Genomic DNA, 24,578 nt, shown 5'->3' with positions numbered 1-24,578 from the left:
ACACTTAAAAATTAATCTATAAAAAGAAGGAGAGTTATTATGAATCCAATAACGAATATTTTAAAAGATTTTCCATTAATCATTTTAGACGGTGCATTAGCTACAGAACTTGAACGATTAGGGTGCGACATTAACGATTCTCTCTGGTCAGCAAAAATACTTGCTCAGAATCCTGAAATAATAGAGAAAGTACACTATGACTATTTTGCTTCTGGAGCTGACTGTGCAATTACCTCAAGTTATCAAGCTACTATTGAAGGATATGTAGAAAAAGGTTTCACCAAACTCGAAGCAATATCCCTTATTAAGAAATCTGCTACTATTGCTATAAAGGCTAGGGATGATTTTTGGAAGGAACCACTACATAGAATAAATAGACCACTCCCCTTAGTTGCAGGTTCTGTAGGCCCCTATGGTGCTTATCTTGCAGATGGTTCTGAATACCTTGGAGATTATGAAATTGGTGAAGAAGAATTAATTGAATTTCATAGACCACGAATAAAAATCTTAGTAGACGCAGGTGTAGATATTCTTGCTTGCGAAACAATACCTAGTCTTATAGAAGCTAAAGCTATTACTAAACTACTTAAAGAATTTCCCAATGTATATTGTTGGATGAGCTTTAGTGCTAAAAATGATTTTCAGATAAGTGATGGTACATTAATTTCTGATTGTGCCAAATATTTAGATTCCTTTACTCAAGTGGCTGCCATAGGAATAAATTGCAGCGCACCTAACCATATACAATCATTAATTGAAGAAATCAAAAACAATACAAAAAAACCTATAGTAGTTTATCCAAACTCAGGAGAAGAATATGATGCCTCTTCTAAAACTTGGCATGGTAATTCCTCTAGTGAAATTTATAGTCGTAGTGCCAAAGGCTGGTTTGACAAAGGTGCTCAGCTAATTGGTGGTTGCTGTCGAACAACCCCTGACGATATTAAAGCTATTGCTACATGGGCTCGAAAATGCAATGATTAACAAAATACATTAATATTCATTTTATACCCTATGCAAGGGAGTTTTCCGAAAGGCATCTTCCTTGTATTTTATTAACCTAAACTATTTATATTAAGATCTTTTTTATAGAATCTTCAATCCAGTCTATGTAATCTTTTTCTCTCATAATTGCACCATTTAAAACAATATACTCTCCAAATCTTGGAGAAGATACTTTTGATATATCATTTATCTTTAAAAGCTCTTTCATAGTATTTTCAAGATATTCTAATCTCTCGGAATGTTTGATTAATGCGCTTTGAAATTGTTTTACTAAATCTTCATTAGATATTTCATCACAAAAATATGCTTTAAGTCTAAAAACATCTTTAGGAGTGTGTTCTAAGGGTTCATCTTTCACTAGCCATTTTTGTAAACATACCTTTCCCTCTTGGGTTATTGTATATAATTTTTTTTCAAGTTTTTCACCTTGGATAATTATTTCATATGAAATTAGACATTCATCAGTTAATTTCCTTAATTCAGGATAGATTTGACTATGATTAGCATACCAAAACTCCACTAATCCACTATTAAATTCTTTAGTTATATCGTACCCAGTTAATGGTTTTCTATTTATCAATCCTAAAATTGCATATTTTAAAGTTCTCATTTAACAACACCTCATTCTTTCTTATAATTTTACCATAATTAATTGAAAAGTAAAGTACAACATAGTATATATAACATGTTATCATTGACATATATAAATATAAAAGCGCATAATGTATATAAAGGCATTACATAATTGTCTTACTATAGATAATTTAAGGAGGGTATATATGAACAAGTATAAAAAATTGTTTGAACCAATTAAAATTGGTAAATGTGAAATTAAAAATCGTTTTGCATTAGCACCAATGGGACCACTCGGACTAGCCGATAGTGAAGGTGGATTTAATCAAAGAGGAATTGATTATTATACCGAGAGAGCAAAAGGCGGTACAGGGTTAATTATTACAGGAGTTACTTTTGTAGATAATGAAGTTGAAGAACACGGTATGCCAAATTGTCCATGCTCTACATATAATCCAGTTCAATTTGTTAGAACAGGTAAAGAACTAACCGAAAGAATACATGCATATAATGCAAAGGTGTTTATTCAAATGTCAGGAGGATTTGGTAGAGTTACTATTCCCACTAACCTTGGGGAATTTCCACCAGTTGCACCATCACCAATTCAGCACAGATGGCTCGATAAAACTTGCCGTGCAATTACAATAGATGAAATTAAGTCTATAGTTAAAAAATTTGGAGATGGAGCTTATAATGCAAAGAGAGCTGGTTTTGACGGAATAGAAATTCATGCTGTTCATGAAGGATATCTTATAGACCAATTCGCTATGTCATTATTTAATCATAGAACTGATGAATATGGTGGAAGCTTAGATAATAGACTTCGTTTTGCTCGTGAAATAGTTGAAGAAATCAAAGATAGATGTGGAGAAGATTATCCTGTAGTTCTTAGATATTCACCAAAGAGCTTTATTAAAGATCTCAGAGACGGAGCACTTCCAGGAGAAGTATTTACTGAAAAAGGTAGAGATCTTGAAGAAGGAATTAAGGCTGCTAAATTACTTGTATCCTATGGATATGATTCATTAGACACAGACGTTGGATCTTACGATTCATGGTGGTGGAGTCATCCCCCAATGTATCAAGATAAGGGATTATACAGACCATACGCTAAATTAATGAAAGAAACTGTAGATGTACCTATTATGTGTGCTGGAAGAATGGATAATCCAGATATGGCACTAGATGCTATCGAAAATGGAACATGTGATATTATAAGTCTTGGTAGACCACTTCTTGCAGATCCTGATTATGTAAATAAATTGCGATGCAACAATCTTAAATCAATTAGACCTTGCATATCATGTCAAGAAGGATGTATGGGACGTATACAACATTATTCAATGCTTAACTGTGCTGTAAATCCTCAGGCATGTAAAGAAAAAGATAATGCACTTACACCAATATTAAAGAAGAAAAAAGTTTTAATAGTTGGAGGTGGAGTAGCAGGATGTGAAGCCGCAAGAGTTTTGACTCTTAGAGGGCACGAAGCCGTTATTTTTGAAAAGAATAATAAATTAGGTGGAAATCTTATACCAGGTGGAGTTCCAGACTTTAAAGAAGACGATATCGCTTTAGCTAATTGGTTTGAACATACATTAAAAGAATTAAAGGTTAAGGTTAATTTAAATACTGAGGTTACAAAAGATCAAATTTTAAAAGCTGATTTTGATAGTGTAATAATTGCTACAGGCTCTACTCCAAAAGTATTTCCACTTGGAGATGACGCAAAAGTATTTACAGCCGCAGATGTTTTACTAGGAAAGAAAGACTGTAAAGATACAACAGTTATAGTTGGCGGAGGATTGGTTGGATGTGAACTTGCACTTCACCTTGCTAAAGAAGGCAAAAGTGTAACTATAGTAGAGGCATTAAACAAAATACTTGCATTAAATGGACCTTTATGTTCTGCAAACAGTGAAATGCTTGAGAAATTAATTCCATTTAATAAGATTGCTGTAAAAACAAATTCAAAAGTTAAAGCATATAAAGATGGATTACTTGAAATGGAAACAGAAAATGGAATTGAGAAAATTAAATGTGATTCAGTAATACTTTCAGTAGGCTATAAAGAGGAAAATTCTTTATATAAAGAATTAGAATTTGAAGTTCCTGAAATTTATCTTTTAGGAGATGCACGTAAAGTTTCTAATATCATGTATGGTATTTGGGATGCTTATGAAGTTGCAAATCATATTTAATTAAATTATTTTTAAATTTGTACAAAAACATAAAAACTCTGAGTGCTTTAACTCAGAGTTTTTACTATAAAAGCTTCTATAAATTTTCAGCAATATTATAAATTAATTTTTCAGTTTCTTCCCATCCTAAACATGCATCTGTTATGGATTTACCGTAAGTGCCAGACCCTACATCTTGTTTACCTTCTACAATATAACTTTCAATCATAAATCCTTTTATCATTTTTTTAAGTAGAGAGTCATCTTTCCTACTCATTAACACTTCTCTAGCTATTCTTGGTTGCTCTTTGTAAAGCTTCATTGAATTTGCATGATTAGTATCCACAATAATAGAAGGATTTAAAAACTTCTGTTTTTCATATTCTTTAGCAATATTTATTAAATCTTCATAATGATAGTTTGGAATATTTTTACCATAAGAATCCACGGCTCCTCTTAAAACAGCATGTGCAAGTGGGTTTCCTGATGTTTCAACCTGCCATCCGCTATATATAAAAGTATGAGCACCCTGTGCTGCTTTAATTGAATTTAGCATTACAGTTAGATCTCCACCAGTTGGATTCTTCATACCTACAGGCATATCAATACCACTTACGGTAAATCTATGTTGCTGATTTTCTACAGAGCGAGCTCCAACTGCATGATAACTTAATAAATCTGAAAGATATGTATAGTTTTCTGGATATAACATTTCATCTGCAGCAGGCATATGATATTCACTTAATGCTTTTAAATGAAGTTTTCTAATAGCTCTTAATCCTGCATCCATATCAGGTGCTTTATTTGGGTCTGGTTGAGAGGCCATGCCTTTATATCCTTCACCAGTAGTTCTAGGTTTATTTGTATAAATCCTAGGTATAATTATTATAGAGTCTTTTACTTTTTCCTGAACTTTTGCAAGCTTCCCTATGTATTCACACACCGAGTCTTCGTTATCAGCCGAGCATGGTCCAACTATAAGTAGAAACTTATCAGATTTATTCTCAAAAACTTTCCTTATTTCAGCATCTCTGTTTTTTTTAATTTCTTTAATTTTATTTGACAGAGGCATTTCTTCCATAATTTCCTTTGAAGTAGTCATCTTTTTTATATATTTAATATTCATTTCACTTTTCCCCCACTTTGCTTATTTATTATTAACTTCACTCTTGGATTCTTAAAAATAGCCACGACATCAATAATACATTTATTGAACGATATCTGAAAGTTACGAATCATTAGTTAATAGGTCTCATTATACTTATAACTCCATACATTTTCAATTATTATTTTCTTTTTATTTTAAATTTCTGCTTTAATTATTTTTTTAATAAATAATTGCCTAAAAAATATGTATCGTATGATAGTTGTCATTTGATACATATATTGTTATAATAATTTCATTACAATTTACAAAATAAAGGAGAATAAGATGAATAGTAAAGAACATCAAAAACTAATATTAAGTATGGTTAACTTTTATAGCATATTCAATATTGAATTTATAGACCTTATCCCAGACCTTAGTAATTTAGGAGTTAGCCCTTTGCTCTCAAAAATTTTAAATACAATTCATATGGAGGGTAACACTACTTCATCATTTTTAAGCAAAAAACTTAATATCTCTTCTTCGAATGTAAGTAGAAGTATTAATACATTAAATTTAATGGGTTACATAAATAAAAGACAAGATTCTATAGATAAACGAATTACATATTTATCTCTGTCTAAAAAGGCTGTAGAACTTGTTTCTAAAACTATGTCTAATTCAGAAGAAATGCTTCTAAAAAAATTCAATGTACTATCTTCTGAAGAAATAGAAGAACTTTCTTATTCTTTTATTTCAATACAAAATCTACTTATAAAAATGCGCGATTTGAATATTAGCAATCAAAACAAATAAGGGAGTTGATTTAATAAATGATTACAAAAAGTATAAAATCAAAATTAATTATTTTAATTGGCATATTATTAATAATTATATGTTCAGGTCTAGGAATTATTTCTTACATAAATGCCTCTAATGCCTTGGTGTCAAATATAGAGAAAACACTACCACAAATAGCTACTCAAGCTTCAAACACAGTTCAAGCTTCTCTAGACAGTCAATTGAATTCAATGGAAGTAATTGCATCAACTAATAGTATTACTACACCTGAAAAAACAAAATCTATATTACAGGGTGAAACTGCCAGAAGTAAAAGTTTAAAAATGGGATATGCAGATATCCATGGCAATATTTTATATACAACTGGAGAAAAAGGTAACATAAAAGATACTATTTCATTTCAAAAATCCATTTCCGGAGGAAGTTATATAGCTGACCCCGTTGTTAACAAAGATAAAACCACAATAACTATGACATATTCAGTGCCAGTAAAAAAGAATAATTCAGTAGTAGGTGTATTAGTTTCCGTTCGAAATGGGTTAGAACTAAGTGAAATGATTAAAAAAATCACCTTTGGTAAAACTGGCAGTGCCTACATGATAAACAGTAAAAGCAATAGTATTGCTTTTATGGATAAAAACATGCCATTAAATCAATATAATTCTATAGAAGAGGCTAAAAAAAATCCAAGTCTTAACGCTATTGCAGCTATGCAAAAAAAGATGATAGCAGGACAAACAGGTTTAAGTGCATATAGTTTTGGTGAAAAAAAATCCTACGGAGGATACGCACCAGTAAAAAAAGAAAATTGGTCCATAGTAGTTATATTAGATAAAAGTGAACTATTATCAGAGCTTGATTCTTTAAAATCATCTATAGTGATGTCCTCCTTACTGTTTTTAATTATTGGACTTTTAATAGTTTATATTATTGCTCAAAGCCTATCCAAAAGAATTAAATATTCCTCAAAATCTCTAAATGTATTATCAACTGGAGACTTTACTAATGAAGTAAGTACCCTATATTTAGGTTACAAAGATGAAATAGGTGATATGGCTAATTCTATGAGCACAATGCAAACCTCAATTAAACAGATGATTACCGTTTCAAAGAAGACTTCCGCAAGTATAGATACAGACTCTACAGTATTATCTAGTATATCTCAAAAGATGGTTTCCTCATCAAATAATGTAGCCCATTCAGTTCAAGAGGTTGCTAGTGGTATCAGTGCTCAAGCAGAAGATTTAGTAGAAACAACTTATATATTAAATAGGTTTAGTAGTAAAATTGAAGATATAGTTGCATACATTGAAGATGTAGATAAAAACACTTTAACAATGAGTGGCCTTGCAACTGACAGTAGTAATAATATGAAGTTATTAATGCAGGCCGTAAATGGTATAAGTTTATCCTTTAAAGATTTATCAGATAAAATAATTACCTTTAGCAGTAGTATAAAGGAAGTTCATAGTATAATTAATATAATCAATTCTATTGCTAATCAAACTAGTCTATTAGCCTTGAATGCTTCTATTGAAGCAGCAAATGCTGGAGAAGCCGGCAAAGGTTTTTCGGTAGTTGCAAATGAAGTTAAAAAACTAGCTGAACAAACAAAGACTTCTTCAACGCATATTACTCAACTAATATCTAATATTTCCAAAAATACTGAAATTGTTACAGGAAATACTACCACTATGAAAACAGAACTTGGCGACCAAATAACCATAATAAATAAAACAATGAATTCTTTTGAAAAAATTATAGAAGTAATTAAAATTATAATTCCAAAGGTACAATCCATAAATTCATCCGCCCTAGATGTAAAAATAGAAAAAGATAACATACTTAGCAAGGTAGAAAGTGTATCTGCTCTAGCTGAAGAAATATCAGCTTCTTCTCAAGAGATAACTGCTTCTACAGATGAGATGAATAATTTAGCTGCTGAAGTAGCTTCAACAGCTATTACCTTAAATAGTATGACTAAAACCATGATTGTTCAAGAAAAGAATTTTAAAATATAATTCAATTCAATGCATACTAAAAACTGACATCTCTTTACTATTATGTCATTTTATACACACATTTATAAATATGGAAGTTATATTATAATGAAAAAAATAACGTGAAAGATAAACAAAGGAGGTAACTATTAAAAGTTACCTCCTTACTAAATAATAAAATATAAAACTTCTATAAATTTTCAGCAATATTATAAATTAATTTTTCAGTTTCTTCCCATCCTAAACATGCATCTGTTATAGATTTACCATAAGTGCCTCGCCCCACATCTTGTTTACCTTCTACAATATAACTTTCAATCATAAATCCTTTTATCATTTTTTTAAGTAGAGAGTCATCTTTCCTACTCATTAATACTTCTCTAGCTATTCTTGGTTGTTCTTTATAAAGCTTCATTGAATTTGCATGATTAGTATCTACAATAATAGAAGGATTTGCAAATTTCTGTTTTTCATATTCTTTAGCAATATTTATCAAATCTTCATAATGATAGTTTGGAATATTTTTACCATAAGAATCCACAGCCCCTCTTAAAACAGCATGTGCAAGTGGGTTTCCTGATGTTTCAACCTGCCATCCACTATATATAAAAGTATGACCATCCTGTGCTGCTTTAATTGAATTTAGCATTACAGTCAGATCTCCACCAGTTGGGTTCTTCATACCTACAGGCATATCAACACCACTTACTGTAAATCTATGTTGCTGATTTTCTACTGAGCGGGCTCCAACAGCAATGTACCCTAACAAATCTGATAGATATGTATAATTTTCTGGATATAACATTTCGTCTGCAGCAGGCATGTGATATTCACTTAATGCTTTTAAATGGAGTTTTCTAATAGCTCTTAATCCTGCATCCATATCAGGTTCCTTACTTGGATCTGGTTGAGAGGCCATACCTTTATATCCTTCACCAGTAGTTCGAGGTTTGTTTGTGTAAATTCTAGGTATAATAATGATAGAATCTTTTACCTTTTCCTGAACTTCTGCAAGCTTTCCTATATATTCGCACACCGAATCTTCGTTATCAGCTGAACATGGTCCAACTATAAGGAGAAACTTATCAGATTCATTCTCAAAAACTTTCCTTATTTCAGCATCTCTGTTTTTTTTAATTTCTTTAATATTATTGGGTAGAGGCATTTCTTCCATAATTTCCTTCTCAGTAGGCATTTTCTTTATATATTTAATATTCATATCACTTTTTCCTCACTTTACTTATTTATTATTTTGTTAAGCTAAAATTATAAGAGTATTTTTAATTCAATTTGTTATATTAATGAATTATATCACAAATTCAGTCAATTGGAAGAATATTTTCATTTTTCATTCAATTCTATGAAATATAGAGACTTAAACTTGTTTAAAATCATTAATAATTATATCAGTAGCCACCATATTTGCATTTATTATATCTTTGACCTTTGGTTACTTTACAACCTTGACAATATTGTCATTATAGTGTTAATATTGACAAAATTAAGAAAACAATAAATATAAAAAGGATGTGTAAATATGTTAAATGGCAAAAGGATTGTAGTTTGTGTTACTGGTTGTAGCCCTGCCGTGCAATCTTTGAATGTAATTAGTGAACTAAAAAAACACCATGCGGACGTATATGTTATTATGACTGAAAATGCCACAAATTTTGTTACACCACTCATGTTGCAACGAAGTGTTGATCATCCCATCCAAATACACTCCTTTGATCTCCCTAAAACATGGGACAATAGCCATAAATCACTTTCCCAAAAGACAGATTTACTTTTGATTGCTCCCGCTTCCGCTAATATTTTAGGGAAAGCTGCTAATGGAATTTCGGATGATTTACTATCAACTAAAATTATGTCCATGCGTGGACCAAAAGTCATTGCCACACATATCAACGACATGATGTACAATAGCCCAAGCGTACTTCGTAATGTGCAGACATTGAAAAATGATGGTTTTATTTTTATCGAAAATGGTAATCCGCAGCACCCGTCTTATTTTCCGGCAATTGATCGAATTGTAAATGCAGTTATAGAAATTTTAAAAGATACAGACTAAAATAAAATATAAAAAAAACAATTTGTTAATTTACCCTATCGCTAACATGCAGCAAATTAACGAATTGGGATTTCTATTGTCACCTGTGCTCCACCAGTGATAGACGAGTTAGCTATATAAAGTCTCCCACCATGCAGATTTACGAATGATTCAGTAATATATAATCCTATTCCAAAATGAATTTTTGATGCCCTGCTAGAATCACCCATGTAAAATTGTTTTGTGGCGGATTTAATATCTTCACTTGAAAAACCATTACCACTGTCTGTTGTAATGAATTTGATTTTATTATCTACTGACTTTACCTCAAAACAAATTTTCCCATTATTTGGGCAATAATTAACTGCATTTGATATGACATTCATAATTGCACGGTAAATCAATGACTTATCAATCATAATTGACTTAGGTACACCAGTTTTAATAAATTCAACTTTAAGTCCCTTTGTATTTGCAATTGCTTCAAGCTGGTCCTTAATTGTATTAATAAAATTCATAGAATCTATTTCTTCAAGTTGTAGAAATAGAGGTTTTTCTGAATTTGAAATCTCTATTAAGATTTTAATATACTTCTCAATCTGTATGCTGTTTTTCAAAATATAGTTGACGTATTCTTGCTGCTCCTCACTTATTGTTGAATCAGATAACAATTCAGTATTTCCTTTGATAATTGTTAATGGAGTTTTAAGATCATGTGCAAGAGCTGAAATTTGCTCCTTCTTTGCTCCTTCAATATTCCATTGCTTCTCTAGTGACTTTTTTAATTCCATTTTCATCTCTGATATTGATAAAAGCACATCATTAAATTCTTTAATTCCTGAATATTTTATGTCAAAGTCCAAATCCTGCTTCTTGATTTTTTCAGTAGCCTGCAATAGAGGACTTAGCTGTTTATTTAGTTTTTTTGCACATATAGCAGTAATAATAAAAACAATAAAAAAATATATTATAGCAAAAATTACAACCATGGTTTTTTCTGGATCTGGTAAATGTTTATTTAAAACCTCAGATTGATAACTCATTTGAAGATAGTACTGCAAAACACAAAACCCATCTTGCCTTTCAATAAAGTAGTAGTTCTTTTTACCTCCATTTTTTGAGTAAGTACCCTTAGCATATTCTATTGAGGTCAGCAAATCCTTACCCTCTAAATTTGTTTTTATAACTTTGTATTTTTTGTTAAGGACAACAAATTTACATCCATATGGTATCATATTCTCTGTAATTTCAGGGGCCTTTGCAAGCAATGGTTTAGCGTTTCTAGCCAAATCCTCACTGTAATTCGGTGGAAGAATCACACTTCTTTGTGCCAGACCAAAAATCCCCAAATAAAGTCCGGCGAAAACAATAAACGTAACTCCTAAAGTTAATAAATACTTAAAAAAGACCGCCTTTAACGTAAAAGCTTTTTTCATTTCCATTTGTATCCTATCCCCCATACTGTCTCAATCGGGAGCATGTTAAAAACGGCGAGTTTTGCCCGTATGTTTTTAATATGTTCCGTAATAGCTGAGCTATCACTTACACCGTCATACCCATAAACACCTTCATATATTTTATCCTTTGAAAAAACCTGTCCTTGGTTTCTTGCAAGAAATTCGCAGATATTGTATTCACTTTTAGTAAATGGAATTTTTTTATCATCCACTAAAATTTCTTTACCTGATAAATTAAACTTTACTCCCGATATACAAAGCGAACTATACTTTTCACGATTTTCTCGCCTTAAGTAAGCATTTACTCTAGCTCTAAGTTCCCCCATACCAAAGGGTTTTGTAATGTAATCATCCGCGCCAAGGCCTAGTCCGTACATAATATCTGCTTCCATAGTTTTTGCTGTAAGAAAAATAATGGGGCAGTCCACAATGCCACGATTTTCCTTACAAAAGGTAAATCCATCCATACCCGGCATCATGACATCAAGTAAAATCAAATCGAAATTTGAAAATTCACTAGTTAAAATTTTTTTAGGATTTACAACCGTAGTTACCAAATGATTATCCTTATGAAGAATATTTTTAATTAAAGCCAAAATATCAGGTTCATCATCGATAACCAGAATTTTTGCCATGTTACCAACCCCTTTATCTTTTATATAAATAGTATAACGTCAAAATATTATCAAATCAACTTCTATTATCCATAAATTTCAAAACAAAATGCTGATTCTAATTAACATATTTCCTTATTCATATGACTTTCTTCCTTCCCACTTTTTGAACCAAAACAAACTAACAACGAAGGTTATACATAGGGCAAATAACATGATAAGTGCGCCCTTTTGCATATCAAGTGCTATTTCAGCACTGAAAGCAGGATTGTTCAACTTTTCAAACATACGATGGCAAAACCTGACGCTCCATGCCCATGGAACAAAGTACCATATATAATCACCAAGACCTGTAAGCATAAGAGCAGAAATCAGACTTCCGGAAACTCCAAGCCCTGTAGATGCTCCCTTTCCAAATTGAAGACTAATGAACACATGCAAGATATAAAGAAATATGTTTCCTATAATTAATGCTACACCTGCTTTTAAATAAAATAAGTAGGGCAATACGTGAAATCCAAGTGCAAATACTCCTACAGCAATTGTAATAGAAAAAGTTCCCAATAAAATCAAAAGAATTGACTTGCTTAAATACGGAGTACATTTTGACTTTGAAGTACATAGCATTACTTGAAAATTTCCAGCTAATTCCTCCTGCTCAATAACTATCCCACTGATTAATCCTATGAGCAAAGGAAAAGCAATTGCCAGTGCCTCCAGATACGTTTCTATATCCGTGATTGAGTTTTTTGCTGTGGTATGATAATATAATAAAAATATAAATGCTCCCGCTAGTGGAATGAGTAAATGAATCCACAGAATAGAAGTATGTCTTAATTTATAAAAATCAGATTTTATACACCTAAGTAAAGCAATCATATTAATTAACCTCCTGTTTTTTAAACCAATTAGCGGTAACAATCAGTAATAAGGCAAATAGAATAAGGGACAGAATAATTCCAATTGGAATCACGCTTTGATCTAGCATTGGAGATCCTATTTCCGCTAGAGTTCCATTTGGCAAAATCCCAAGAATGGGACACATAATACGTGCTGTCCAACTATAAGGAGAAATCCACCACATTGATGTACTTACAACCATAACATTTAATACCATTCCAACTCCAACATTTATCAAAACCGTCCCTAGCATTCCCAGTTTCTTCGCTAAAAACATACAAAGTGGAATCTGCCACAAAAATGTAACTGCAATCAAAACAGCTCCGGCAAATGCACTAAAAACCGGTACGGGAGTGATCCTTAGATAACTTCCTAAAAAAATTCCAACTATAAAAACCATACATGAGAAAGTCATATAAATCCCATTTACCAAAACTTTTGAAATCCACACTTTTTTTAGAGAAATTGGCAGACCAAATACAGCCCTATAGTGTAACTTTTTTTGCTCCTTTTCGTTAGTCATTACTGCCATTATTGAAATATATCCTGGTAGTATCATCATGTACCACCAATTGAAGCTATCAGCTTCAAAATATTTTCCAGTCATAAATCCAACTAACAAAGTAACTATAGGTGCGATAAGAATCAGTTTTTTTATAAATGTTCTCTTACATTTCAAATTTTCTGCTTGTAAATATTTAAGCATTATAAATCCTCCTTCCTGTTATTTTTCACAACCTCTGTGAAAAGTACTTCCAAATCTTCTCCAGGATTAATCTTGCCGTTATACCCGAGTACCCCATTGCTTATGATACCGATATGGTCTGCAATAAGTTCAACCTCGGACAATATATGACTTGATAGAATGACCGTTATTCCCTGCTCTGGAAAAGAACGTATTAGCTCCCTTAAGTCTTGTATTCCAAGAGGATCTAGTCCATTTGTAGGCTCATCCAAAATTAGCAATTTGGGTTTGTTCAGAAGTGCAATTGCAATTCCAAGCCTTTGCTTCATTCCCATAGAAAACTGTCCTGCTTGCTTTTTCTTTGTGTTTGTCAAATCCACAATTTCCAGTACTTCTTTAATACGAGAATCTGGAAGGCCTAAAAGAATAGTTCGTACTTTAAGGTTTTCAACCGCCGTAAGATTTTCATAAAGAGGTGGAGATTCAATCAAAACTCCTATATTATAAAGATCATCTCTACTCCAAGGATGATCCTCAAAAATAATTTCTCCTGATGTTGGATGAAGCATTCCCGTAATCATTTTTAATAGAGTTGATTTTCCGGCCCCATTTGGTCCTAACAATCCATAGACAGAATTTTTCTCAATAGATAGTGAAATCTTGTTTACCGCACACTGTTTTTTAAAAGATTTGCAAAGATTTTTTGTTTGTAAAATATAATTATTCATAATCTTAATCATCTTCCTTTCATTTACTATAGTTTTATAATACTAAGAATTTATAAGGATTCTATAAGGATTTCAATATTAATATAAAATAAAAACTCCACTCCATTAATAAGTACTAATACTTATTAATGGAGTGGAGCACAGAATAATTAACTTATTATCATACATAACTTGCTATAATTATATAATAAAACTCATTACCTTTTGGGATATATCTTTCACTTTTCCCTGTAAAACATTGCTTAAGCCAAGATTTATATCTATTTTAGAAATTTCTATCCCTATAAAATAACCTTTTATATCCATATTGTACATGTTTATGAGATCCATTAACCCTAGAGAATGAATAGACATACTGTAATCCTTAGTTTTCTTTATGTCATCTAAATTTTTAAAAGTCAATGTACCTGGGACATTACCATAATACGTTGAGTCCATAATATAAAATACATCTATCTCATTTAATAAAGAGAAACAAAATTCTACATCCGTTTCTCCCATAATACTTTCAATACCTTTATCCTCTAATCTTTTCCTTATTTTATCTAAAATCAGAAGTGCTACTCCATCATCCATCATTAAACTATTACCTATAGCTATAACCTTTTTACCTATAATAGAGCTCAGCCCCTTACTTTTTCTTTTACTTGTTTCAAAATCCATTCACTTAATTCATCTATTCCATCATTTCTAGTGCAAGAAGTTTGAAAAATCTTTGCCTTATTATTCAACAATTTAATATCCTCATAAAACTCTTCTACCTTAAAATCAGTAAATGTAAGTAAATCAATTTTATTTAAAATTATCGCGCTGCTTTTTTCAAACATCAATGGGTATTTTAAAGGCTTGTCATTACCTTCTGTAACACTAAGAAGACAAATTTTAATATCCTCACCAATTTCAAATTCAGCGGGAGATACTAAACTTCCTACATTCTCTATAATAATAAGATCTATATCTCTTAAATCAAAATTTAATGATGCTTCCCTTACCTTAGCTCCTTCTAAATACGAAGTTCTAACAGTATTGACTTGTACTACTGGAACTCCATTAGCTTCAATTCTCTGTGCATCTTTAGTAGTATATAAGTCTCCTTCAATAACCGCCATATTCAAGTTTTGTTTAATCTTTGGAATTAATTTCTCAAGTATAGATGTTTTACCAGCTCCTGGAGATCCCATTAGATTTATAACAAATATGCCCTCTTCATCAAATAAATTTTTGTTTTCCGCGTGAATCTCTTCATTAGTATTTAACATATTAATACTAATCTTTATTTCGCTCATTTTACTATTCCCCTAACCATTTTATTTCAACTGGATCAAATAATATTTATATAATATGGTTCACCATATTCCGTAATAACATGTGTAGCACAAGATATGCAAGGATCAAAAGAGCGAACTATACGCCCTATCTCAGCTGGATTTTTAAGATTATCGATTTCAGTACCAATAAGAGCGCTCTCAAGGGCTCCATGTTGACCCATCTCATCTATTGGTGAAAGGTTCCAAGCAGTAGGTGTAACTATATCGCAATTTTTTATAACCCCTTTTTCTATTGTAAGAAAGTGTCCGAGAGCTCCCCTAACAGCATCACAAAGTCCTACCCCCTGTGCACTCTCTGGAATAATATACTTTTTCTGAACTGCTGGTATCGGCTCTATAGACTCAAGTATTATAAGCATTTTTTCACAAAGCTTTTTCCCCTCTAGCACCCGAGCAATAAGTCTATCCATAGTAGATATACTATTTTTATATGACCCTGATAAAATCATACGAGCAAGTGGACCAACCTGTACAACTTTACCTTCATACCTAGGTGCTTTAATAAATGTATATGCTCCCGGCTTTTTAATATCTGTTTCAGATGGATAATTTGCTGGAACCTCAGTAGGTTTAGATTCTTTATACCAAGAAAATGCTGAGCTCTCTGTTATTGCTTTTGGGTTTAAAGTAGCTGCCTCACCATCAATATAACTTGAAGGCAAAACGTACTGCATTTCTTTATTTGGTAAATCATGAAATAATCCATAGGTTAGAAGATTTTTTGTCCCACCACCAATATTGAAGTACTCTGGATAACAATGAGCTATAATATTTATATCCTCGACCATATTTTTGCACATAAATTCACTTATAGAATGTAGTATAGATTTCAATCTCATAATTTTAGAAGCATCCATATTTGCAGTTGTACCACCCACGAATACGCCGTGGGTATGTGGTACCTTCCCACCTATTAGAGCTATAATTTCATGGGCAAGACGGCTACATTCTAGCGCCTTCACATAGTCTTTATTGATTTTTTCTGTATAATTCTTAGGTATTCTAAAATCATAACCCACATTTCCTGGAGTAAGTGTTATATCTACATAATCAGGAAATACAAAAATACAAATTTGCCTCATAATATTTTGAAGAAACTCAGCCCCATGTGCAAAATCTCTGATTTTTACTCCGTTCTCATTTGGCTTTACTTTTAATGCATCTTCTAGTGCAAGACTTGCTACCAGGCCATGCGATGTAGAACATATACCACATATCCTCTGCGTAAAATATACCGCATCTAAAGGTTGACGTCCTATTAACATCTTTTCAAAACCTCTAAATTGAATTCCACCACTTTTAGCTTCTACTATTTTATTTTTCTTAATTTCAACTTCTATACTTAAAGGCCCCATAATTCTAGTTATAGGGTCTATAGTTATCTTGGTAGTCACCACAATCACCTCACTCTAAAATATATTTTAAATAACAATATTTACATAACTATGTTTAGCTCATCTCATTACTTAACAAATGGCTCTGTGCCATCCGGAAAAAATTCACTAGCACAACCTATACAGGGTGTATTAGCTTCTACTGGCCAATTGATTCTTGAATTCCATAATCCAAGTGGACAATAAGCTTTTGTAATAGGGCCTTTACATCCAACTTTTATCATACACTCTTTATCTCCTAGCTTCTGCGCAAATACTTTATTATCAAAATATGAGCGTCTTGAACAATTAGTATGATTGGTCTCTTTAAAAAACAATATTGGACGTCCTTTTTCATCTACCTCAACCTTTTTATTAAGAATAATACTAGCTATAGTTCCCATAACCCACAGTGGATTCGCAGGACATCCCGGGATATTTATTACTTCACGTCCAAGGAACCCGCCTAAACTTGTGCATCCTGTTGGATTAGGTCTAGCTGCTGATATTCCTCCGAATGAAGCACAAGTTCCAATAGCTATTATTGCTTTCGCTTTCTTTGATGCTAGACTAATAGCTTCAACTGTAGGTATCCGTACGCCTTTATATGTTGCAAATATGTTATAGAAACCCTCATCCATATTAGTTAGTGCACCTTCTACTCCTAATATAAAGTTTGTATCTAAAACTTCTAAAAACTCTTCATATGCAACTTCACCTTCTGCCTGCATAAGGCTAGGGCTAAATTTCAAATTAACCATTTCTTCCAGAAAATAAAGAACATCCGGTTGATCTGCATTGAGGAAAGAAATTATATTCCCCGTACAACCATTAGCCTCCATCCATACAAAATTAATCTTTTTAGCCTCTCCATTATGAATTTCATCTATGGCCCTATTTATAAGTCTTCTTTCATGCAAAATATTCCCTCCTATTTAACATATTCTTGGCAGCTGAATTCCAGATGGCATATCAACTAATCTTTTCCCACCTACTACTGTATTTAAATAAACCATTTGTCCTATTTCTTCCGTTACTTTTCCTATAATTGTTGCATTAACTCCTAGTGGGTGCTTTTGCATTGCACTAAGTACCTTCTGCGCGTGTGATTCCGGAACGAAAGCACAAAGTTTCCCTTCATTAGCAATATATAATGGATCGAGTCCAAGCATCTCAGTAACACCTTTTACCTCTTTTTTAACTGGTAAATTATTCTCTTCAAGGGCTATGGTTACATTGCTAAATTCACTAATTTCATTAAGCACTGCTGCGATTCCACCTCTTGTAGCATCACGAATAACGTGGATACCCCCATATGCTTCAAGCATTGTATCTACTAATGAGTTAAGGCATGCGCAATCGCTCCTTAAATCCCCAACAAGCCCAAGTTTGTTTCGTGCACACATTATTGTCATTCCATGGTCTCCCAGGGTTCCATTTACTATAACAATGTCTCCTTCTCTTGCATTGGCGCAGTTAATATTAACATTTTCATAAATTCTACCAATGCCAGAGGTGTTAATAAAAATACCATCCACATTTCCTCTTTCTACAACTTTTGTATCCCCAGCTACAATTTTCACCCCTGATTTTCTCGCTTCATTTGCCATAGACATCACAATTTGCTCTAGTTTTTTAATAGAGAAACCCTCTTCGATAATAAAAGCACTTGTTATGTAAAGTGGTTTTGCTCCACTTACTGCTAAATCATTTACAGTACCACAAACTGCTAATTTACCAATATTACCTCCATTAAAGAAAAGTGGATTTACTACAAAAGAGTCCGTTGTAAACGCAAGTTTTTTAAAATCTATTTCTAGTTGTGCTGCATCATTCATTTGATTTAAAATATCATTGCCAAAATATTTTAAAAATACTTCATTAATCAATTTATTTGATTGTAAACCGCCACTTCCATGACTTAAAGTTATAGTGTCATTCATCTAATCCCTCCTGTATTCCTTATAAGTACGTAACTATTATATAGTTTCTTTGTGATATCTATAATATGTAGCGCAGGCACCTTCTGATGAAACCATGCAGGAACCAACCGGATTTTCTGGGCTACAGATTTTTTTGAAAAGTGGACAATCCGTTGGTTTAATTTTCCCCTTAAGTATTTCTCCACATTTGCAGCCAGGACTACCATCATAATCCTCATACTCAATTTCAAAATGCTTAAATGCATCAAAATCCTCATACTTACTATTAAATTCCATGCCACTTGCATGTATTCTTCCAATTCCTCTCCAACTACTATCCACGATCCTAAATGTTTTATTCAAATATTCTAAGGCATAGGGGTTACCACCAGTTTTAACTACTCTTTTATATTCATTCATAATCCTATAATTTTTTTTGCTTATTAAATTTACTAATGTATTTAAACCTTGAAGTATATCTAATGGTTCAAACCCTGTAACTACTCCAGGAATATTATAATCCTCACTTAGAAATTCATATGGTTTCGTTCCGCTAATTACACAAATATGCCCTGGCAATAAAAAACCATCTATATTTAATTCTTTATCCTGAGCTAAAATTTTCATGACCGGTGGAACTATTTTATGGGCAATCGCAAAAAATAAATTTTTTATGTTGTTTTTTTTAGCCTCAATAACAGTAAGCGAAGTCATCGGCGCTGTGGTTTCAAAGCCTACTGACAAAAACACTACTTTTTTAGAAGGATTTTGTGAAGCCATAGTAAGACAATCCATTGGTGAGTATACTATTCTTATATCAAAACCTTTTTCTTTTTTCTTATTCAGCGATCCCTTTTTTCCAGGAACTCTCATCATATCTCCAAAAGTCGCAATAATTACATCTTTCTTTGTACTAAGTGTTAGTACAGCATCAATATAGCTCTGAGGTGTAACACACACAGGACAACCTGGCCCTGATATCAGATTTATATTTGGTGGTAGAACGTCCCTAATACCATATCTGAATATAGCCATAGTATGAGTGCCGCAAACCTCCATAATATTTATCTTTTCAGTAGAAATATTGTTTAGCTTTTCTACAAGTTTCTTAGCATATTCGATATTTCTAAATTCATAAGCAAACTCCATTTAAAGAAGCTCCTTAAAAATATTCAAAGTTATTTTTGCTTCTTCTTCATCTATAGTTTCAATTGCGCACCCTGCATGTACAAGTACATATTCATCCACGCAAACATCTGGCACAAGATGCATAAATACTTCTCGTTTCATATTGCCAATCTCTACAATTCCTTTATTCCCTTCTATTTTTAATACTTTTCCTGGGACTGCAATGCACATTCTTTTTCCTCCTTTTTCTTCTTTAATTAAATTCTCATCTGCGATGCTTTAATATTATTCAATTTTTTATTTTTAATTTTCTGCATTAACCATGAACATACTTCATCTATACCCTGATTTTTAACACAAGATGTTTCAAATATATGGGCATTAGCATTTAGGGATTTTATATCTCTATAAAACTCTTTTTTATCAAAATCAGTAAATTCTATTAAATCTAATTTATTTAAAATAATAACACCGCTTTTTTCAAACATTAGTGGATACTTCAAAGGTTTATCATTCCCTTCTGCAGTACTCAAAACACAGATTTTTATGTCTTCACCAATTTCAAATTCTGCGGGGCAAACTAAATTACCTACATTTTCTATTACAAGCAGATCAAGTTTATCAATGGTTAATGAATTTAATGCACTTTTTATCATTGACCCATCAAGATGGCAAGCTCCGCAAGTGTTGATTTGAACCACTGGAACCCCCTGTGCTTCTATCCTCTGTGCATCTTTGGTGGTATAAATATCTCCTTCTATTACAGCAATATTAATATTATCTTTAAGGTTTGTTATTATTCTTTCAAGTAGCGAAGTCTTACCTGACCCAGGCGAACTCATTAGATTTATTACATAGATCCCCTTATCATCCAGTAATTTTTTATTTTTAGCTGTTATCTCATTATTTGTTTGAAGAATGTTCGTAACTATGTTTATTTTACTCATATTTTAATCTCCTTCTATTGTATTTACATAAAGCTCATATCCACGAATAATACTAGAACAAAATTTGTTACAGCATGGACAAAGTTTATTAAAATGATCAATGTGAAATTTTTGTTTGCAATCAAAACATTCAGCTACTGCATCAACTTTCTCTATCTCTAAAGTTGATCCTTCAAGCATTGTATCAATAATACATATGTTAAATGCAAAATCTAAACATTCTGCATTAACGCCCGATAACTCACCTATTTTTAGTGATACCTTCTTAACTTTAGTTAGTTTATTTTCCTTTGCTTTATCTGTTACTATTTTAATAACATTTTCAATTATTGAAACTTCATGCATATCTATCTCCTAATTAGTTGCTATTCTTCTTAATTAATATATATGTGAAATGTTTCACTAAAATGTTTATATGCTCATTTTTGTTAACTTCTTATTTGATTATTTTCAATTATTTCATTAGCTATAATTATCTGCCCAATTGCTATTCCTCCATCATTAGAAGGTAAATCCTTATGAATATATACCTTAAACTTATTTATTTTTAGATTACGACATATCTTCTTAAGCAAAAAACAATTTTGAAAAACTCCTCCACTCAGCACGACCTCATTTATATTAAAGTTTTGTCTAATGAATTTGCACATAGTCACAGTTAAATTTACAACAGTATTTTGGAATTTTGATGTTATGATTTTAGCAGATATTCCTTCCCTTTTATCTTTTAAAACCTCGATAATTATTTCATAGGGCTCTATAATATACATATCCTGTTTTATTATTTTATAAGTATACGATTCTTCAATATCCATTTCTGATATAGCTTCAAGTTCAATAGATGCCTGTCCCTCATAGGTAACTATATCTGTAATTCCAATTATATTTGCCACAGCATCAAAAAACCTTCCCATACTTGAGGTCTCTATACAATTAATGTTTGAATTTAAAAGATTAATTATATTAATACCTTTACTACCATATAAATCATAAATAATATCATTAACTTCTTTTTTATTATTGTTTATACTTAAAGACTTATACAGATAGGAAACTCCCATTCTAAAAGGTTCTTTAATGACCTTTTCTCCTCCTGGCATTTTAATATAATCCAGATGACCTACTCTTGTAAACTTACTGTAATCACAAATCAAGAATTCACCACCCCATATTTTGCCGTCACTGCCATACCCAGTTCCATCAAAACAAACTCCAATAACTTTTTCTTTTAAATTGTTTTCAAACATGTTACTAACTATATGAGCATGATGATGCTGCACAGATACCTTAGGCAAATCATATTCTAGCGCATATTTAGTTGACATATATCCGGGATGCATATCATGAACTATAAATTTCGGTGTAAAAGAAAATATATTTTTAAAATGTTCAACATTTTCCTTGTAATGTTCATAGGTTTCTAAATTTTCTAAGTCACCATTGAATTGGCTTAAAAACAAAAATCCTTCTTTACTAATACAGAAAGTATTCTTCATACTGGATCCGCAAGCTAATATATTTTCCGTACTTTCCCATTTAAAAGGTTCTGGCACAAAACCACGAGCCCTCCTTATAATTGTTTGATTATTATTTACAATCTTTAATACGGAATCATCAACTGGGACATGTATTTTACGGTTATGCATGAGGAAATAATCTACAATACCTGAAAGGGCTTTTCTTGCAGAGTCGTCTTTATACTCTATAGGCAAACTATTAACATTTGCGCTGGTCATAATAAGAACCTTAATTTTTTCTGAAAATAATAAAATATGAATAGGTGTATATGGAAGCATTACCCCTATTGTTTTTTGATTGGGTGCAATTTTTATAGGTAAATCGTAGCCTTCCCTTTGATCTAAAATAACTATTGGTTTTTTAATTCCAGTTAGTACCTTCTCTTCTAATTGGTTAACCCAACAATATTTCTTTACTGTTTCCATATCTTTCATCATAACCGCAAGAGGTTTAAATGGTCTTTTTTTTCTCTCCCTTAAGTTACTCACGGAAGTCTCATTCAATCCATCACAAGCAAGATGAAAACCTCCTAGCCCTTTTATTGCAAATATTTTCCCTTTCATAATCATGTTTTGAGCAAAATTCATAGGATTTTCTATTTCTAACCTATTACCTTTAGAATCTTCTATCCAAAGTTCAGGGCCACAAGCCTTACATCCATTAGGTTGCGCATGAAATCTTCTATTGGTAGGATCTAAATATTCGTCATTACACTGATAACACATTTTAAAATCATTCATTGTGGTTTTGTCCCTATCATAAGGCAATTCTTTTATTATAGAAAACCTTGGGCCACAATTTGTACAATTTGTAAAAGCGTACCCACTTCTCCTATTATATAAATTTAGTATATCTTCCTCGCACTCACTACAAGTAGCTATATCTGGTGATATTAAAGTAATTTTATCTAAACTCTGTTCACTCTTTTTAATTTGGAAATTAGAGTAATTTAATACTTTATCCGCTTTCATCGTTATCTTTTCTATTCTAGAAAGTGGTGGAGGATCATTCTTAAGAGCTTGCATAAACTTGTTTATATCTTCCTCAAACCCCTCAACATCTATATAAACACCTTCAGAATTATTATTCACCCAGCCTCTTAATCCAAAAGTTTTTGCTAATTTAAATACAAATGGACGAAAGCCAACCCCTTGAACTATTCCTTCAACCACAATAAGTCTTCTCCTTTTGTCCATAATACGCACCTTTCCTATTGTATTCTTATAATTATATTTCCCCTTAAATATATGATTTTCATCTTAATAGATGTCATTTTTTTTCGATTTAGTACCATTTTTAATAATTTTTTTTGAACATATATTTTTGTAGTATTAGGGAAATATTAATATTGTATAACAAAATAAAGGAGGCGTATTTATGGACAATAATAAAAGTCACTTAAGATCTGATAAGAAAAGCAATGCTGAGCTAAGAAAGATGTTCCCACATGATGGAAGTGACATTGGAATTGAAAATGGCGAGAAAATAGACGCAAATAATGACAGATTTACTAAACGTTCTAAATTATCTCATAATAAATAACAAGGGGGATAAAATTTATGATAACAGGTATTGTAAAATGGTATGATGCTAGCAAAGGATATGGATTTATATCAGCTCAAGATGGTGAAGATGTGTTTGTTCATCATTTATCCATAAAAGAAGAAGGACCAAGGAAAGATTTACATGAGGGTGAGGAAGTTCAATTTGATGTAGTAGATGGACTAAAAGGACCTCAAGCATCTAACGTTCAAAAATTTTAATAAAATGATTTTATAGATTTGTAGTATAATATATTAGCTGTATAAAAATAGGTACAGAATTAAAATTCTGTACCTACTTTTGAGGAATCTTAAAATTTAATAAGCTCTTTGATCACCATTTAACATATTTTCAATTTCTACTGCTATTTCGCGACCTTTTTTGTATGAATTAAGTGTCTCTTTTGGTACTGAATCTTTAAATCTGTCCTCACCAGAAAGAAAATCAATTATACCTTTCTTAGCACTTGGAACATCTCCAACATGATCTATTCCATTAACTTCTTTTATTTTTGAACAATCCATAAATATTCCTCCCTTTATATCTTTTCGATATTAAATAATTATTTATACTAAAAAATCTTAATATTATAGTTATACTTCCCAATTTAAAATTTTTAATGTACTTTCATTCTTTTTAAAATCAATAAAGATATTGAATATATTTCTGCTAATAAAATTTAATATCATTTTTATTTATACCTAAAGGGAGTTCACAAAGTGAACTCCCTTTAGGTATAT

The 24,578-nt window shown here is 31.7% G+C and carries 26 protein-coding genes; 7 read left to right on the top strand and 19 right to left on the bottom strand.

Annotation, left to right across the window (positions count from 1 at the left end; all coding sequences use genetic code 11):
* Positions 1-39: 39 nt before the first annotated feature.
* Positions 40-984, top strand: coding sequence for a homocysteine S-methyltransferase (mmuM, locus tag KPL44_RS12250; protein ID WP_216250524.1), 945 nt, complete (start codon positions 40-42; stop codon positions 982-984).
* Between the two features lie 85 nt (positions 985-1,069).
* On the opposite strand, the gene KPL44_RS12245 is transcribed toward mmuM, so the two are convergent.
* Positions 1,070-1,615, bottom strand: coding sequence for a PadR family transcriptional regulator (locus tag KPL44_RS12245; RefSeq protein WP_216250522.1), 546 nt, complete (start codon positions 1,613-1,615; stop codon positions 1,070-1,072).
* A 169-nt stretch (positions 1,616-1,784) separates the two neighbouring features.
* On the opposite strand from KPL44_RS12245, the gene KPL44_RS12240 reads away from it, so the two are divergent.
* Positions 1,785-3,779, top strand: a complete 1,995-nt coding sequence (locus KPL44_RS12240) for an oxidoreductase (protein WP_216250519.1) — start codon at positions 1,785-1,787, stop codon at positions 3,777-3,779.
* 76 nt (positions 3,780-3,855) lie between these two features.
* Here the strand turns inward: KPL44_RS12240 and KPL44_RS12235 are convergent, their stop codons facing one another.
* Positions 3,856-4,884, bottom strand: a complete 1,029-nt coding sequence (locus KPL44_RS12235; RefSeq protein ID WP_216250516.1) for a 3-deoxy-7-phosphoheptulonate synthase — start codon at positions 4,882-4,884, stop codon at positions 3,856-3,858.
* 306 nt (positions 4,885-5,190) lie between these two features.
* Between KPL44_RS12235 and KPL44_RS12230 the strand changes: the two genes are divergently transcribed.
* The gene (locus KPL44_RS12230; protein ID WP_216250513.1) at positions 5,191-5,661 is read left to right on the top strand and encodes a MarR family winged helix-turn-helix transcriptional regulator; all 471 of its coding nucleotides are present in this window, start codon (positions 5,191-5,193) and stop codon (positions 5,659-5,661) included.
* Between the two features lie 17 nt (positions 5,662-5,678).
* Positions 5,679-7,667: a methyl-accepting chemotaxis protein gene (locus KPL44_RS12225; RefSeq protein WP_216250510.1), complete on the top strand. Its 1,989-nt coding sequence runs from the start codon at positions 5,679-5,681 to the stop codon at positions 7,665-7,667.
* Between the two features lie 169 nt (positions 7,668-7,836).
* Here KPL44_RS12225 and KPL44_RS12220 read toward each other — a convergent pair whose 3' ends face one another.
* Positions 7,837-8,865 carry a 3-deoxy-7-phosphoheptulonate synthase gene (locus tag KPL44_RS12220; protein ID WP_216250507.1) on the bottom strand — a complete coding sequence of 343 codons (1,029 nt, stop codon included), beginning with the start codon at positions 8,863-8,865 and terminating at the stop codon, positions 7,837-7,839.
* 318 nt (positions 8,866-9,183) lie between these two features.
* Between KPL44_RS12220 and KPL44_RS12215 the strand changes: the two genes are divergently transcribed.
* The gene (locus KPL44_RS12215; protein WP_216250504.1) at positions 9,184-9,717 is read left to right on the top strand and encodes a flavoprotein; all 534 of its coding nucleotides are present in this window, start codon (positions 9,184-9,186) and stop codon (positions 9,715-9,717) included.
* A 56-nt stretch (positions 9,718-9,773) separates the two neighbouring features.
* On the opposite strand, the gene KPL44_RS12210 is transcribed toward KPL44_RS12215, so the two are convergent.
* From KPL44_RS12210 to hypF, 15 genes are all read right to left on the bottom strand, one after another.
* Positions 9,774-11,138, bottom strand: a complete 1,365-nt coding sequence (locus KPL44_RS12210; RefSeq protein ID WP_216250502.1) for a sensor histidine kinase — start codon at positions 11,136-11,138, stop codon at positions 9,774-9,776.
* Complete coding sequence (locus KPL44_RS12205) at positions 11,129-11,788, bottom strand: response regulator transcription factor (RefSeq protein WP_216250499.1); 660 nt, start codon at positions 11,786-11,788, stop codon at positions 11,129-11,131. Before KPL44_RS12205 ends, KPL44_RS12210 begins: the two co-directional genes overlap by 10 nt.
* 114 nt (positions 11,789-11,902) lie before the next feature.
* Complete coding sequence (locus tag KPL44_RS12200) at positions 11,903-12,646, bottom strand: lantibiotic immunity ABC transporter MutG family permease subunit (RefSeq protein WP_216250497.1); 744 nt, start codon at positions 12,644-12,646, stop codon at positions 11,903-11,905.
* A 1-nt stretch (position 12,647) separates the two neighbouring features.
* Positions 12,648-13,373, bottom strand: coding sequence for a lantibiotic immunity ABC transporter MutE/EpiE family permease subunit (locus KPL44_RS12195; protein WP_216250494.1), 726 nt, complete (start codon positions 13,371-13,373; stop codon positions 12,648-12,650).
* Positions 13,373-14,080: a lantibiotic protection ABC transporter ATP-binding protein gene (locus tag KPL44_RS12190; RefSeq protein ID WP_216250491.1), complete on the bottom strand. Its 708-nt coding sequence runs from the start codon at positions 14,078-14,080 to the stop codon at positions 13,373-13,375. The genes KPL44_RS12195 and KPL44_RS12190 overlap by 1 nt, the downstream gene beginning before the upstream one ends.
* 180 nt (positions 14,081-14,260) lie before the next feature.
* Positions 14,261-14,743, bottom strand: a complete 483-nt coding sequence (locus tag KPL44_RS12185) for a hydrogenase maturation protease (protein WP_216250489.1) — start codon at positions 14,741-14,743, stop codon at positions 14,261-14,263.
* Positions 14,704-15,366, bottom strand: coding sequence for a hydrogenase nickel incorporation protein HypB (gene hypB, locus KPL44_RS12180; RefSeq protein WP_216250486.1), 663 nt, complete (start codon positions 15,364-15,366; stop codon positions 14,704-14,706). The genes KPL44_RS12185 and hypB (KPL44_RS12180) overlap by 40 nt, the downstream gene beginning before the upstream one ends.
* Positions 15,367-15,401: 35 nt before the next feature.
* Complete coding sequence (locus KPL44_RS12175; RefSeq protein WP_216250484.1) at positions 15,402-16,802, bottom strand: nickel-dependent hydrogenase large subunit; 1,401 nt, start codon at positions 16,800-16,802, stop codon at positions 15,402-15,404.
* A 68-nt stretch (positions 16,803-16,870) separates the two neighbouring features.
* On the bottom strand, positions 16,871-17,701 hold the full coding sequence (locus KPL44_RS12170; RefSeq protein WP_216250481.1) for a hydrogenase small subunit: 831 nt from the start codon (positions 17,699-17,701) through the stop codon (positions 16,871-16,873).
* Positions 17,702-17,716: 15 nt separating this feature from the next.
* Positions 17,717-18,724, bottom strand: a complete 1,008-nt coding sequence (gene hypE / locus KPL44_RS12165; RefSeq protein WP_216250478.1) for a hydrogenase expression/formation protein HypE — start codon at positions 18,722-18,724, stop codon at positions 17,717-17,719.
* Positions 18,725-18,760: 36 nt separating this feature from the next.
* A complete protein-coding gene (gene hypD, locus KPL44_RS12160) occupies positions 18,761-19,852 on the bottom strand; it encodes a hydrogenase formation protein HypD (RefSeq protein ID WP_216250475.1) in 1,092 nt (363 codons plus the stop codon).
* Positions 19,853-20,062: a HypC/HybG/HupF family hydrogenase formation chaperone gene (locus KPL44_RS12155; protein WP_216250472.1), complete on the bottom strand. Its 210-nt coding sequence runs from the start codon at positions 20,060-20,062 to the stop codon at positions 19,853-19,855.
* 26 nt (positions 20,063-20,088) lie between these two features.
* Positions 20,089-20,778, bottom strand: coding sequence for a hydrogenase nickel incorporation protein HypB (gene hypB / locus KPL44_RS12150; protein ID WP_216250469.1), 690 nt, complete (start codon positions 20,776-20,778; stop codon positions 20,089-20,091).
* Between the two features lie 3 nt (positions 20,779-20,781).
* Complete coding sequence (hypA, locus tag KPL44_RS12145; RefSeq protein WP_216250465.1) at positions 20,782-21,123, bottom strand: hydrogenase maturation nickel metallochaperone HypA; 342 nt, start codon at positions 21,121-21,123, stop codon at positions 20,782-20,784.
* A gap of 83 nt (positions 21,124-21,206) precedes the next feature.
* Entirely contained in the window at positions 21,207-23,492 is a 2,286-nt protein-coding gene (gene hypF, locus KPL44_RS12140) for a carbamoyltransferase HypF (protein WP_216250462.1), read from the bottom strand.
* A gap of 181 nt (positions 23,493-23,673) precedes the next feature.
* Between hypF and KPL44_RS12135 the strand changes: the two genes are divergently transcribed.
* Together KPL44_RS12135 and KPL44_RS12130 are read left to right on the top strand one after the other, a co-directional pair.
* Positions 23,674-23,838 (top strand): hypothetical protein, encoded by a 165-nt coding sequence (locus KPL44_RS12135; RefSeq protein WP_216250459.1) that lies wholly within the window; start codon positions 23,674-23,676, stop codon positions 23,836-23,838.
* Positions 23,839-23,855: 17 nt separating this feature from the next.
* Positions 23,856-24,059 (top strand): cold-shock protein, encoded by a 204-nt coding sequence (locus tag KPL44_RS12130; RefSeq protein ID WP_216250457.1) that lies wholly within the window; start codon positions 23,856-23,858, stop codon positions 24,057-24,059.
* Positions 24,060-24,155: 96 nt separating this feature from the next.
* On the opposite strand, the gene KPL44_RS12125 is transcribed toward KPL44_RS12130, so the two are convergent.
* Positions 24,156-24,362: a hypothetical protein gene (locus KPL44_RS12125; protein WP_216250454.1), complete on the bottom strand. Its 207-nt coding sequence runs from the start codon at positions 24,360-24,362 to the stop codon at positions 24,156-24,158.
* Positions 24,363-24,578 lie beyond the last annotated feature (216 nt).

It is taken from the genome of Clostridium sp. DSM 17811 (genome assembly GCF_018861905.1).
Lineage (GTDB): Bacteria > Bacillota > Clostridia > Clostridiales > Clostridiaceae > Clostridium_AD > Clostridium_AD frigoriphilum.
Note: the sequence above shows the minus strand (reverse complement) of the source record. Positions and strands in the feature narration are given on the sequence as shown.